We start from the raw sequence: 14,481 nt of genomic DNA, 5'->3' as shown, positions 1-14,481 counted from the left end.
AAATTATTATAATTAATATTTTATATTCTATTAATTATTATTATTTAATTTAAACTAAAAATATATCAATATAAACATTGAAAATAATTGTAATGTCTATATATTAGAGGTGTATTCATATTAACTGAAAATAAAAATTTGAATTCGGTTGATATGGTTTACAAAAATTGTTATTTTATAGAAAGAGAGTTGATTTTATGTCTGACCCTAAATCACCATACTATTTTAAAAAAACTAGCGATACGTATCATTGGGAATCAAGCTGTTCTAAGAACCATTATTTTGAAGATCAAGATAATTGGGAAAAGGTAAAAGAAAAGCCATCCAATAGAGAACAGTGCGATGAATGTAAGGCTAAATAGTAATTTGACATGCTGAAAAATGCTATATACATTAAAATCTGTATTTACGTATTTGAGCATATAGTCATGAAAAACTGATATAAAATTACTTTTTTTAAAACTCATTGAGTGAAATTTAAACCAGATATCTTGGATATCTGGTTTTATTTTTATTCAAGAGAATATGTGGAATTATAGATTCTAATTGATAAGTTATGTGGATTTAACGATAAATTAAAAATTGCGGTATAAGAAGAAATCTTAATGATTAGCTTCAGAAAAAATTATGATATGGGCTATTTTTATTTCGCTGTGACATTTAGCTGATGAAGAAAGTAATTGCCTAAATCATTGGTTGCCTATTAAAAAAATTGTTTTCTGAGTAGATTAGTTAGATTTTATGATTATTTTCATTTTAAAAATGAAATTTAAAACGGTGTTTCGAAAAATTTGATGGGAAGATAACGATTATTTTGCCAGCTCCACGCCGCGATTAGCTAATTCATCGGCTTTTTCGTTTCCTGGATGTCCATTATGGCCTTTGACCCAGTGCCAGTGCACCTGATGTTTGTTTACTTCGGTATCAAGTAGCTGCCATAACTCGGCGTTTTTTACTGGCTGTTTTGAGGCGGTTTTCCAGCCGCGTGCTTTCCAATTGTGTATCCATTCCTGCATGCCTTTTTTAACGTACTGGGAATCAGTATAGATATGAACAATGCAGGGACGCTTTAGAGCGGCCAGTCCTTGTATGACAGCGGTTAGTTCCATGCGGTTGTTGGTGGTGTTGGCTTCGCCGCCAAAAAGTTCTTTGCTATGGCTACCGGATTGCAGGTATGCACCCCAGCCACCTTTGCCGGGATTGCCTTTGCAGGCGCCATCTGTATACAGGGTTACTTCGCTCATGTTCATAGACTGTCTGGTAAAAGGCTTACTATATCATGGCTGAGGTGGCAGAACCTTGCCGGGATTGAGAATGTTTTTTGGGTCAAAATAGTGTTTCTGCGCCCACATCCAGTTGATTTCTGCTGGTGTTCGTACCTGTGATAGCCATTGGTTTTTCAGTTGGCCGATGCCGTGCTCGGCGGCGATGCTACCTTGATGTTGTAAAACTTGTTCGTAGACCACTTGGTTAATTTCTTTTTCATAGTGGTATACGTCGTTGCTGCGGATGTCGGCAATGAAAACGTTGTAATGCAGGCTGCCGTCGCCCAGATGGCCGAAGAGAATGGTTTTGGTTTGTGGAAAGGCTGTGAGAAGACGCTGCTGACAGCTTTCGATAAAATCGGCTACTTTTTCTATCGGTACGACGATATCGTGTTTGATACTGGCGCCCAGACTGCGCTGAGCTGCAGATATGTTTTCGCGCAATGTCCAAAGGTGCTGACGTTTGGTTTCTGAATCGGCAATGATGGTATTGAGCCAGTTGCCTTGTTCGAGTACGTTGATTAATGGCTCGGTTAGATCCTGTGTGGGCAAGCTATCGGTAAGCTCAAACAGAATATGCCATTTAGCATTGGCTGGTTCTTGCAGCTGACTGTATCTGGCTGACAGACTCAGGGCAGCCTGACTGATTAATTCAAAGCTGGACAAGCGTTCGGCGAAATGGTTTTTAAGGGCCGAGAGTAGGTCGGTGGCTGCCTGTATGTTTTCTAATCCGACCCATGCGGTGAGTATGCTTTGCGGTGGTGCAAAGAGTTTAAGTGTGGCGGCGGTAATGATGGCCAGTGTGCCCTCACTGCCGATGATTTGCTGGCTCATTTCGTAGCCGCTGGTATTTTTATGCAGTGGATTGAGGTGGCTCACTAGTTGTCCATCGGACAGTACGTATTCTAATCCAAGTACCAGATCGCGCATGGTGCCGTAACGCACAACATTTAGTCCACCAGCATTGCAGGCGATATTACCACCTATCTGGCAGGAGCCTTCGCTGGCAAGGCTGAGGGGAAAATAACGGTTGGCCTGTTTGGCTGCGGCCTGTACATCTGCCAGTATCATGCCGGCTTCTACGGTAATGGTGTTATCGGCCAGACTCAGCTTGCGGACGCGGTTGAGTTTGCTGAGTGAAAGAATGATACCTTTACCGGCAGTGCAGCTATGAGGGGTGGCTGCTCCGCACAATCCGGTATTGCCTCCTTGAGGCGTAATCGGTATTTGTTGCTGCTGGCAGTAACGCAGAATGCTCTGTACAGCGGATACTGAATGCGGTTGTAATACGGCAAATGCCTGTCCATGATAACGCCCGCGCTGGTCTGTACAGTAAGGCTCAATAAGGCTGGAATCGGTAATGATTTCTCTGGCACTGAGTAGCTGAGACAGATGCGCTAGATGGCTGGTGGTTGGCATGGCAGTTCACCTTAAGAGAAGAATAAGAAGATTGTACGGCAAATACTGAGGTTGTTTGGTGAAATCTACGCTGTTAGACAATGTTACAATATTGTGAATTGGTAATATGAGTGAGGAAAAGGTATGTATTTTGTTGATCGCAGTGCGGTGGTGCTGAAACCAGCTCAGGCGTTTCTTGATTGGCTGCACCAGACCAGTGAGGATTTGCCGGAATTGACGTTGGCGCAATTGCAAAGTAATTGTACGACGCTGCTGGTACCGGAATTTGAAACGCCTGAGCAAATAATCGGTTATTTAGGTGAACGATTTAAGTTAATTTTTGAGGCTGAGCTTTCTGCTTGGGAAGTAGACCGCAAATTGTGGCCGGCGCTGGATATTGACCAGTTCTGGAATTTTTTTACTGTTGAAGTGCATGATATGGTTCTGGATCTGGTAGATGCACAGTTGGAGATATCGCCCGTATATGGTGACGAATAGGGGCGCTGACTGATGCAAGCCTGTGTTGTGCGTGTGCGCCCGTCTTTGATAGCTCAGTTCTTGGCTCTGATTATGCATGGGCTAGCACTGGCTGCTGTTGTGCTGTATAGCACAGGCTGGCAGCGGGCGTTGTTTTTGCTGGTCTGGGTAGTATCCGTTTTGTGGGCGGTTTATGGTTTGCTTCATAACAGAATAAAACGAATTGAAATCAATGGTCAGGAGCAGGCCAGTCTGATACTGACATCCAGAAAAGGGGCAGTTCCTGCTGTCTTGTCTGCTGACAGTGTTATCAGAGCCAGACTGATGGCTTTGCGATGGCAGACCGCCAAAGGGAGCGTGTATCAATTATTGTTGCCAGATATGACAGATGCGCCGTCATGGCGGCGGTTGCAGGTATGGGCTCGTTGGTGTCAGCCGCATACGGCTCAGGTTGCTGAGCCGCAATCAATTTTGTATAAGGTCATCCATTGGCTGCGGCTAAGGATGAATAATTAGAATAATGACAGAAAAATTTCATGCAACTGAATTAAAACGCTGGCTACAGCACCTGGAACAGGGTGTGACGGGCGGGCAGATTGATATGGGACTGACTCGTGTAGGTACGGTGCGGGAACGCATGGGACTACAGCCGCATTGTCCAGTGGTTATTGTAGGTGGGACAAATGGCAAAGGTTCTGTCTGTGCCTATCTAACGCAGATTTATCGCGAAGCTGGCTATCGTGTGGGTACACTTACCAGCCCACACTTGCTGCGTTTTAATGAGCGAATCGCTATCAATGGGCAGCCGGTTGCGGATGAGCTGATAGTTCAGGCATTTGAACGTATAGAGGCTGAACGTGGTAATACTGTACTAACTTACTTTGAATTCAATACACTGGCTGCAGTGGAAGTCTTTGACCAGCAGAAGGTAGATATTATGGTGCTGGAAGTGGGACTGGGTGGCCGGCTGGATGCGGTAAATGTATTTGATGCGGATGTGGCGGTGATTACCAGTGTCGATCTGGATCATGAAGCCTATCTTGGCAATACGATAGAAAAAGTGGCGTTTGAAAAAGCCGGTATTATGCGTGGTGGCCGGCCAGTGATTTGTGCTCAGCTGCCGGTACCGGAAAGTTTAGCGGCACATGCTGAGGCAGTGGGTGCAGATTTACTGCTGCTTGGACGGGATTTTGATTATCATAAGTTGGAAATGCAGCAATGGTCATACCGTTTTCATCCCCAAAACAGTCAATTGTTTGTTGGAGAACATGCCCGCCATGCTCTGCCAATACCGGCTTTGCGAGGGAACTTTCAGCTGAGTAATGCGGCCTGTGCGTTGACAGTATTGGAATGCTTGTCAGATCGTCTGCCGCTGGATATCGGTGCGATTAAACGTGGTTTGCTGCGAGTACATCATCAGGGCAGGTTTCAGGTATTACCCGGTCGGCCACTGACGATATTGGATGTGGGGCATAATCCTCATGCGGCACGGGCGTTGCGCAACAGCCTGATTACTTTACCGTATGCAGAGAAACGTCTGGCTGTTTTTAGTATGCTCGCTGATAAGGATATTGAAGGGGTACTGGAAATTGTGAAAGACCAGTTTGATAGCTGGTATATTGCGCCGCTGCATTTACCGCGAGGTCTGACAATAGCAGCGCTGGAAGAGAAATTTGCTCGCCAGCATATTTCGGCGATAACAACTTATGCTTCAGTAGCAGAGGCTTATCGTGCAGCTTTATCACAAGCGGGTGAGAATGATAGAATTGTGGTATTTGGTTCGTTTCATACCGTAGCAGAAATAATGGATTTGCCATCGTTGTAAATTTTAAAATCGAAACGAGCACGACAGAGGAGTGGGTAACGCATGAATGCGCAGGAAAATTACGAACAGCTGAAACGGCGAAATCGGCGCCGTTTGGTCGGTGCACTGATTATGGTGGTGATTGCTGCTATTCTGCTGCTTGTTATGCTGAGCCGTCGTACTCCTCAGCCAGTACCAGCTCCACAGCTGGATATCAAAGCAGCTTCTGCAGCCAAACCGGCTAGTGCGGCTATGGATACACAATCAGCTTCAGCAGTGGTGCTGGAACCAGTAGCCAGTGCACCTGCTTCTGTGGTAACGGTGCCTGCCACTGAGGTAGCAAGCATACCAGCTCCATCGGCAGCGTCTGTAGCGCCAGCTGAAAACCATGTATCTAAAACGGCTGCAACGATAGTGCCAGTTGTGCCGCAAGTGAAACCCGTACGTCCGGCGCCTCAGAAAGTAGAGGCAGAGAAAGCTACAGTTAAGCCGGTTGTGCAACCAGCCAAAAACACTACTGAACATAAATCACAGCCTGTGGAACAAAAACGGTTGCATCATGAAGAAGCTGTTGTTACGCCTAAAACAAAACCGGCAGCTACTAGACCTGTAGAAGCTGCCGAGAAAAATCCGCCAGTGAGGGTGACAACTGTAACCAAACCTCGTACTCCAACGGAAACTGTTGTGAAACCAGCCAGTAAAGCGCCAGCTGCTGCGGAAAACAGAAAACAACAAACTGTAGTTAATACCACTGTGTCTTCAACAAAAACGGTTGTTGAAAGCGAAAAGAAAACCTCGACAGTGGCCAAAACACCAGTGAAAAATCCTGCTCCGGTCAAACCGGCTGCTACGCCTAAACAAAATAGTAATGCAGCTAGTGGCAAGAACAGCAACACTACGGGCAGACTGACGCCGCAACAGATATTGGAAAATAAAGCTGCTGCAGCTGTGAGCAGAAAGAGTACAACAGAGCAGAGCCGTAATAATAAAGCGCCTGTCGCCGCCACGAACAGCAGCAAGGATGCGGTGGAGCGTACAGTGATTCAAATTGGTGCTTATACCACGGAAGCGCAGGCCAATCTGGTTCAGCAGCGTTTGGCAGTGGCCGGCGTGCCAGTAAGTATTACGACTAGCCAGACCAGTAAGGGTACGCTGTATCGGGTACGCAGCCGTGTTTACAATAGCCGCAGTCAGGCAATGCAGAATCTGGATAAAGTACATGCTGTTGGGCTGGATGGTTTGGTAATCGGTTTATAGGATATTTATACGGGCATGACGCTGTTTGATTTTCTGGCTCTGGGCGTGATTTTGCTGACTACACTGGTAGCGATGATGCGCGGTCTGGTGGGGGAGATAGCCGCTTTATTATGCTGGCTGGTAGCCTTTCTCGGTGCCAAGATGTTGGCCGCGCCGGTAGCGGATATGGCTTTTCCTACGATGCAGCCTCGAGCGCTGGCGGTTGCTTTGTCTTTTGTACTGGTGTTTGGGGTGATGTGGATAGTGCAGCGGATGTTTCGTGCGTTGATTACTTCCGCTTTGCAATCAATTGGACTTGGTGGTGTGAACCGGATTTTTGGTGCCTGTTTTGGGGCTGTGAAAGGTGTGATTATTGTTACGGTGGTGGTGCTGCTGTGTGCTTTTACTGATTTACCCAAAACACCGGCATGGCGTGATTCGGCAACAGCAAGTATGTTTGAGCAGTTGGCTATGCTTGCGGTGCCGTACCTGCCGTCTTTTGTGGCTGAGAAGCTGAATTCGCCATCGGTATAAACGTATGAGTTATCTGACCAAATACAACGCGCGTTTTTAAATACAAAAACGCGCGTATTTATTTGTCTTAAATGGAGAGAATAATGTGTGGTGTTTTGGGTATTGTTGCGCATGAGCCGGTGAATCAGCTTTTATACGATGGTTTGCAGATGTTGCAGCATCGTGGTCAGGATGCGGCTGGGATTGTGACAGCGGAAGGTACGATGTTTCATATGCACAAAGGCCGCGGTATGGTGCGTGATGTATTCCGCACCCGCAACATGCGTGAATTGGTAGGTAATGTTGGCATTGCTCATGTACGCTATCCGACGGCCGGTAATGCCAATTGTAGTGCCGAAGCGCAGCCGTTTTATGTCAATTCGCCGTTTGGTATTGTGCTAGCACACAATGGTAATCTGACCAACACAGAAGAGCTGTTTAAGAATGTCTGCTTTACTGATCTGCGCCATGTAAATACGCGCTCAGATTCGGAAGTATTGCTGAATGTATTGGCGCGGGAGCTGGAAAATCAGGTGGGTAATCGCACTACTTTGGCTCTTTCAGACATATTTGCTGCAGTGGCTGCACTGCACAAACGTGTGCATGGTGCCTATGGGGTGGTAGCTTTGATTGCAGGCTATGGTTTGCTGGCTTTTCGTGATCCTTTCGGCATCCGTCCGTTGTGTTTGGGGCAGCGGGAGCAGGATGGAAAAACTGATTATGTGGTGGCTTCGGAATCGGTGGTGTTTCCTAGTCTGGATTTTGAGCTGCTGCGGGATGTGGCACCCGGGGAAGCGATTTTTATCAGTAATGAAGGGCAACTGTTTTCGCAGCAGTGTGCGCTGACACCTCATCTGATGCCGTGCCTGTTTGAATATGTGTATTTTGCCCGTCCTGATTCGGTGATTGACGGAGTATCGGTATATCAGGCCCGATTAAATATGGGTGTCACCCTAGCAGAAAAAGTAAAACGTACGCTGAACTTACAAGATATCGATGTGGTGATGCCGGTACCGGACACTAGCCGCCCTAGTGCGATGGAGCTGGCTCAACATCTAAATAAACCTTATCGCGAAGGCTTATTTAAAAACCGTTATATTGGGCGGACATTTATTATGCCCGGACAGTCGGTACGTAAAAAATCGGTACGGCAGAAACTCAATCCGATGAATTATGAATTCAGTGGTAAACGAGTTTTGCTGGTTGATGATTCGATTGTACGCGGTACCACAAGCCGCGAAATTGTAGATATGGTGCGGGAAGCTGGCGCTACTCGTGTGTACTTTGCTTCTGCTGCACCAGCGGTGCTGTATCCCAATGTCTATGGTATCGATATGCCGACGAGAGAAGAGCTAATTTCTTACCGGCGCAATGCTGAGCAGGTGGCGGCTGAGATTGGCGCCGATGGCGTGGTATTTCAGGATCTGGCTGATTTGCAAGCGGTGGTTTTGAAATTGAATCCGCACATTGAGGGTTTTGACAGCTCGTGTTTTGATGGCCGATATATTACTGGAGATGTGGATGAATCTTATCTGCAGCAGCTATCTACGCGTAAAAATACTCTGGCCACTTCTTTTGTGGTGCCTGGTGTGATTGAACACAGTGTTAGTGTACAGGAAGATGAGGATGACGAAGAATAGCTCAGCATTAGCGTACTTTTCCTCAGTATGTATTTGTGTTGCTATTTAAACTCGTTTAAGTATTTGCCGGTAGCACTCAGCAAAATGTGGTGATAGCTGCTATTAAGTGACACGATACGTAAAATAATATTTATGTTATTTGTCTGTGATGTATGTGAGTGAAAAGCAGCCATATGGCTGCTTTTTCGATAAAATTTCACTAGAGTGGTTGTTTAGCTGGCTGATCAGTAGTTAATGATGACTTTCATGGCTTTCTCATCTGCGGCATGCTTGAATACTTCATAAGCTTTTTCCAGTTCATTGAATTGGAAATGATGGGTGGCCAGTTTTTGCATCGGTAGTTTGCCTGAACAGCAGGTTTTCAGCAGCATGCCGGTGGTATTGGCGTTAACCAGACCGGTGGTGATGGTGAGGTTTTTAATCCATAGTTTTTCCAGCTCAAAATTAACGGACTGTCCGTGAACTCCAACATTGGCTAGATGGCCGCCTTCTTTTACGATGCGCTGGCAAATATCCCATGTGGCTCCTAGTCCTACTGCTTCCATGGCACAATCTACGCCACGGTCGCCAGTATATTCGAGTACACGTGCAACGGCATCTTCATGGGCAGAATTGATAATCTGTGTAGCACCCAATTCTTTAGCCATGTGTAAACGGTTATCGTCCATATCAATCATGATAATCTGACTCGGCGAATATAGCTGTGCCGTTAACAGACAGCTCATACCGACTGGACCGGCACCAACAATGGCCACTGTATCGCCGGGTTTGACATCGCCGTACTGTACCCCGATTTCATGGGCAGTGGGGAGAGCGTCTGACAGCAGTACGGCGACATCTTCGTTCAAATCCGGTGGTAATCGATATAGTGAATTATCAGCAAAAGGAGTGCGTACATATTCAGCCTGTGTACCGTCAATCATATAACCCATAATCCAGCCGCCACCGCTCTGACAATGTGCATACAATTGTTTCTGACAGTTTTCACACATTCCACAGCGGCTAACACAGGAAATAATTACTTTATCCCCTTTTTTGAAATGCTTCACGGCGCTACCGATTTCTTCAACAATGCCAATACCCTCATGTCCCAAAATCCGGCCATTAAATGCACCTTCTTTTTGAGTTGCATTTTGTTCGATTTCAGGATTTTTACCTTTCCAGATACCCAAATCCGTACCGCAAATAGTGGTTTTGGCTAAGCGGATAACGGCATCGGTGGGGTCGATAATTTTCGGTTTATCTCGTTCTTCAAAGCGGATATCGCCGGCACCGTAGTAGACCATTGCTTTCATGCTGCATCCTCCATAAAACCATTGAAAAAATCATCCTTTAGTATGGATGAATCATGTAATAGCAAATTGTATTCCTATGATTTCTATACCACAATTTATTAGCCATCTAAAAGTTTATGTATGGCATATTATTAATCTGCCTCAAATAACGGCTATAGAGGTTTGGGTGATTTATATTTTATGAAAAGATATATAGTTTCTGCTTTGAATATTTGTAGGGCAGCATACAAGTGAAGTAGTTGCCATATAGACACAAAACATCCGTGCCCGAGCACGGATGTTTTATGCAAACATTTAAATAATTTTGGCTGAAAGTGGTTTACCATCCAGACCTTCCATCATGTCGGACAATTCATCGGCATGGTCTTCTTCTTCAGCCAGAATGTGTTCGAGCAGACGTTTGGTGGTGGTGTCATAGTCGCCAACATACATGATGGTTTGGCGGTATAAATCGATTACAATACGTTCTGCAATCAAGTCTGATTCGACCATTTCGCGCAGGGTTTCGCCTTCAACATATTCGGTGGGTGAGCGCTGGATAAAAACATCTGGATTCAAATCTGGCTCTCCACCCAGCTGGGTAATGCGTTCAGCCAGCATGGCAGCATGTTTTTGTTCTTGTTCAGCGTGTTCCATGAATTCTTCTTTTACTGCATCCATAAACAGGCCGCTGGCCATATAGTAATGGCGTAAATAGCGCAGTACACACACCCATTCAGAAGCCAGCGCTATATTTAGTAGTTCAATTACTCTATCTACATCCAGCTCATAGGTGGAGGTTACGGCTCCATCCTGATAATTTTTACGAGCATTGGTTCGTAATTCTTCAGTAGTACTGAATTTTACATCGCGTTTGAGTGGTTTGCGTTTATTCATTTTTATCTCCTTGCTGATATTAATTAATTTGTTTCTGGTACTTAGTGTTCCTTTTGTAAGGTAGCTGATTACATAAGTGGTTGTCTATGCAACTATTTTTAATATACGTAATAGTTAGATGAATCTGATTGCATAACGTATATTTATTTGGATTTATTTTAAATAACTAATAAATAAAGTGAAAATTGTATAAATCATTCTGCATAATAATATTCTTAATCAATATCTAATAAAAAAATGAATTTATTGTATTAACATATTGTTATGCATTTTTTATGTAGAAAAAAATAGCAAAAGCTTACTGTAATTTAATTACAGCAGAATAGCTTGATCAGTACAGAATATAAATTATTGTACTTTTATGATAGATAAGTTGCTCATTTTTATGAAATAAAATAACAACAAAAATATGCAGAATATTAAATAAATAAAATTATATCTTATTTGGTTAATTAATACTTAATAAGGTAAATCGATATTTTAGGCAATGTATGATGCAAAAATGAAAAAATCTCATAACGGTTAACTGCATTTATTTTATTAAATTTTTAAAAAATAAGAATAAAAAATTGCATGAGCGTTTTGATTATTAATGCATTTAATACAGGAAGTGAGACGGTTATGAAACATTCTAAACTAATGCTTAAATCCCTAGTCATAGCTGTTTCTCTTGCCTTAACGGCTTGCGGTGGTGGCAGTGGTGGAGTGCATTCTAATTCAACAGAAACAGGTGGTGGCTCTGGCGGTGAGGATACTGGTAACGGCCATTCCGGCGGCGATGAAATCACGCCGAAACCACCATCAGATAAACCACCAGTGAATGATCCGCCATCTGAAAAGCCAATATCACCGGTAAAACCACCAGAAAAACCACCGGTAATTCCGCCAACAGATCAGCCGGATGTTCCTGATAATATTCCTATGCCTTCTGTGAATCCGTCCCGGCTAGACAGCAGTGAACAGGCTATTGCCATTCCTTTAAGTAAGAATCAATATACCAGAAGCAACAATGGTGAAGACAATACACAGGCCAATCGTCTGAATCTTAAGGATGCTCGTGATCAGGAGTTAGACGGAAGAGGTGTTAAAGTAGGAATTGTGGATTTGCCAGTCAGTCTGAATCATCCTGCTTTGCCAGACAATATTGTTGATTTAGGCCAATTTGGTACGGTATACAATGGTGAGGCCTATCCTCATGGCGATGCAGTTGCCCTAAATATAGCTGGCAAGGATGTACGTGGAAAAAAACTGGGCATTGCCCCCGCTGCGCAGATATATTCAGCCAGTGCTTCAGACAGTCGCGGAGCAGGCCAAATCAATATACAAGCTACCATCAAGGGATTTTATGCACTGGATAAAGCTGGTGTAAAAATCGTCAATAATAGTTATGGCACTAATTATGTGACCAATAAAGCGTGGTATATCTATGATGCAAAAAACTATCTGAACGCTGATAACCCAAAAATTAAACAAAATAGTTATATCGGCCAATTGTTTACGTTGGTAGAAGATGACATGCTGTTTATCTGGGCAGCGGGTAATGGCGGCTTAAATCAGCCTAGTGTTCAATCGTTATTGCCTTTAGTAGAACCAGAGCTACAAAAGGGCTGGATTGCAGTGGCCGGAGTATCTGCTGATAACAAAATTGAAGATTACTCTAATCGGTGCGGAGACGCTAAAAATTGGTGTATGGTGGCTTACTATCAGCCACAAACTGCCAATTTAAATGCTAAACCTGGTGAAGATATCAATGGATTACCGCTTACTACTACTTCAGGTACTTCTTTCTCGGCACCACAGGTTACAGCAGCAGCCGTACTGGTGAAACAGAAATACCCGTGGATGAGCAATGATAATCTGCGCACCACTTTACTGACCACAGCTACAGATTTAGGCGCTAAAGGTGTGGATTCAGTTTATGGCTGGGGATTGCTGAATATCGGTAAAGCTGTAAACGGGCCGGCACAGTTTGCCTTTGGCGATTTTAATGCCAATGTCAGCAGTGGCCAGTATATTTTCAGCAATGATATCAGTGGAACTGGCGGATTAATCAAGAATGGTAGCGGTACACTGATTTTGACGGGCAGTCACAGCTATCAAGGTAATACCATTATTAATTCTGGAATGCTGTCGCTGGATGGCAGCAGTCAGTCTGCGGCGAAAATTTCCAAAGACGGTACCTATCAGGTGCACGGTAGTACTGGAGCGGTGAATAATCAGGGTACGTTTGTCAGCCGCGATGCCACAATTAATGGAGACTACAGCCAGAGTGGAGAGGCAACCTTTCAAACCAGTCTGGGCAGTAAAACAGCTATAAATGGTACAGCCAATCTGGCTGGTCGGTTGTATTTCGACGGCCTGAAATCTGGCTTTGTGCCACAGACTGGTCTTCAAGTAGCCGTTATCAATGCGCAGAAGCGCATAGGAGAATTCAGCCAAACTGCATTAGCCTCAGGAATATTACTGGACGGGAAAGCCAGTTATGATGGTGACAATGTGAATTTTGATGTTACGCGGATATCAGCACGGCAGGCAGTACAAAATAACGGTCTGTTAACGCGCAGCATAGCGGATCCGGCAATTGAAGCTGCGGCTGCAGCGATTGATACCAGCTTTAGCCAGCTAGACAAACTGTCGTCAGTAACAGGCACAGATGGTCCAACAGCAGAATTGTTTGCTGGTGCCAACCGGATTCAGAATGTCAAGACAGCAGAAACATTGCGGCGTTCACTGTATTCATTATCAGGTGCGGTATACAGCAATGCCAATGTAGTGAATACCCTGACACTGGGCAAGCTGAATACAGACTTTATGTCGTCTATCCGCAATGATAGCGCCGAACCGGCACTGATTATGGAATTTAACCATTCACAGAATCGGTGGAATCCAAGCGAAGTGCGCGGCAAGCAGAATAGCAACAGCGGTCTGATTGGTGTAAGCAGAAATTTTGGTAATGGATGGTCAGGAGCAGCGGCATACAGTTTCCAGAATACAGACTGGAGTGAAAGAGATGGTAGTGCCGATATCAAGAGCAACGGCTTAACACTAGGCACCTTCTATGCGCCGGCCAACTGGCGGGGTGCGTACCTATCCGGTAGCTTAGGTTATAACCGCTATTCCAATGATGTTACGCGCGGCATATGGCTGGGTACAACCAGAGAGGATAGCGGAGCGAAAACGAAAGGTAATGTGTGGCAGCTGGCATTGAACGGCGGTAAAGCATTCGCTATGAAAGGTCTGACACTGACACCGCAGCTAGGTTTACGCTACGACTATCTGCAACAGAACAGTTTCAGTGAAGCCGGAGCAGAAGGATATGGCTTATATGGCAGAAAGCTAAACAAAGGCATAGTAACTGGCAGTGCCGGCGTAGTAGCTGAATATCTGTTTGATATAAGGGATATAGTGGCGAATATCTTTGGAGCAGTGGGTGTGGAGCATGATTTCAGAGACCGAGAATATGCCACACGAGGAGGATTTAGTGGAATTCATAGTGATGCAAGAGCGGGTAAATGGTCATCAGCCAGAACACGCTGGAATGCAGCAATTGGTAGCAATGTACAGGTGAGCCGTAATATGAGTGCAGGTATTCAGTATCAGTACGAGAATGGCAGTCACTGGCATAGTAATTCAGGGCGGGCAAATCTAAGAATACGGTTCTAGATACAAGTCAAACAGTGATTATCAAATGAGAATAGGGTTTCATTCGTTATGAAATCCTATTTTATTTATAACATATTTTTAATTAAAAAACAAAACTTAAGTTAAAATTAGAAATCTTATAATTTTATGATTAAAAAAATAAATTATTTAATAAATTTATATAAATCATATATTAATTTAAAATGAATTTAAAATATTTAAAATTTTGTGAAAACTATACTATAATGAGAAGGATAAGAAATTATTGAATCTTTATAAGGTAAATGTTTTTCCACTAGAAAAACATAATCGATATTTTTTATAAATATTAATAA

Annotated in this window: 11 protein-coding genes; 7 read left to right on the top strand and 4 right to left on the bottom strand. The window is 44.1% G+C overall.

The features are described from left to right. Positions 1-809 precede the first annotated feature (809 nt). A complete protein-coding gene (gene rnhA / locus BHC43_RS09250; RefSeq protein WP_100151839.1) occupies positions 810-1,244 on the bottom strand; it encodes a ribonuclease HI in 435 nt (144 codons plus the stop codon). 33 nt (positions 1,245-1,277) lie between these two features. Further along, a complete protein-coding gene (locus tag BHC43_RS09245) occupies positions 1,278-2,684 on the bottom strand; it encodes an FAD-binding oxidoreductase (protein WP_100157218.1) in 1,407 nt (468 codons plus the stop codon). 123 nt (positions 2,685-2,807) lie between these two features. Here BHC43_RS09245 and BHC43_RS09240 point away from each other — a divergent pair, with 123 nt between their 5' ends. From BHC43_RS09240 to purF, 6 genes are all read left to right on the top strand, one after another. After that, complete coding sequence (locus tag BHC43_RS09240) at positions 2,808-3,161, top strand: hypothetical protein (RefSeq protein ID WP_100140304.1); 354 nt, start codon at positions 2,808-2,810, stop codon at positions 3,159-3,161. Positions 3,162-3,173: 12 nt separating this feature from the next. Continuing rightward, entirely contained in the window at positions 3,174-3,656 is a 483-nt protein-coding gene (locus BHC43_RS09235; protein WP_100157217.1) for a protein YgfX, read from the top strand. A gap of 4 nt (positions 3,657-3,660) precedes the next feature. Next, the gene (gene folC / locus BHC43_RS09230) at positions 3,661-4,965 is read left to right on the top strand and encodes a bifunctional tetrahydrofolate synthase/dihydrofolate synthase (protein WP_100157216.1); all 1,305 of its coding nucleotides are present in this window, start codon (positions 3,661-3,663) and stop codon (positions 4,963-4,965) included. Between the two features lie 42 nt (positions 4,966-5,007). Next, positions 5,008-6,201 carry an SPOR domain-containing protein gene (locus BHC43_RS09225; RefSeq protein ID WP_100157215.1) on the top strand — a complete coding sequence of 398 codons (1,194 nt, stop codon included), beginning with the start codon at positions 5,008-5,010 and terminating at the stop codon, positions 6,199-6,201. Positions 6,202-6,216: 15 nt separating this feature from the next. Further along, positions 6,217-6,714: a CvpA family protein gene (locus tag BHC43_RS09220; protein WP_100157214.1), complete on the top strand. Its 498-nt coding sequence runs from the start codon at positions 6,217-6,219 to the stop codon at positions 6,712-6,714. A gap of 83 nt (positions 6,715-6,797) precedes the next feature. Beyond that, positions 6,798-8,333 carry an amidophosphoribosyltransferase gene (gene purF, locus BHC43_RS09215; RefSeq protein WP_100157213.1) on the top strand — a complete coding sequence of 512 codons (1,536 nt, stop codon included), beginning with the start codon at positions 6,798-6,800 and terminating at the stop codon, positions 8,331-8,333. A 224-nt stretch (positions 8,334-8,557) separates the two neighbouring features. Here the strand turns inward: purF and BHC43_RS09210 are convergent, their stop codons facing one another. Further along, positions 8,558-9,628, bottom strand: a complete 1,071-nt coding sequence (locus tag BHC43_RS09210) for a zinc-dependent alcohol dehydrogenase family protein (protein ID WP_100157212.1) — start codon at positions 9,626-9,628, stop codon at positions 8,558-8,560. Positions 9,629-9,922: 294 nt separating this feature from the next. Continuing rightward, a complete protein-coding gene (locus BHC43_RS09205) occupies positions 9,923-10,504 on the bottom strand; it encodes a ferritin-like domain-containing protein (protein ID WP_100140297.1) in 582 nt (193 codons plus the stop codon). A 621-nt stretch (positions 10,505-11,125) separates the two neighbouring features. Between BHC43_RS09205 and BHC43_RS09200 the strand changes: the two genes are divergently transcribed. After that, on the top strand, positions 11,126-14,167 hold the full coding sequence (locus BHC43_RS09200; RefSeq protein WP_100157211.1) for a S8 family serine peptidase: 3,042 nt from the start codon (positions 11,126-11,128) through the stop codon (positions 14,165-14,167). Positions 14,168-14,481 lie beyond the last annotated feature (314 nt).

Source organism: Snodgrassella alvi (assembly GCF_002777855.1).
GTDB classification, from domain to species: Bacteria; Pseudomonadota; Gammaproteobacteria; order Burkholderiales; family Neisseriaceae; genus Snodgrassella; species Snodgrassella alvi_E.
Note: the sequence above shows the minus strand (reverse complement) of the source record. Positions and strands in the feature narration are given on the sequence as shown.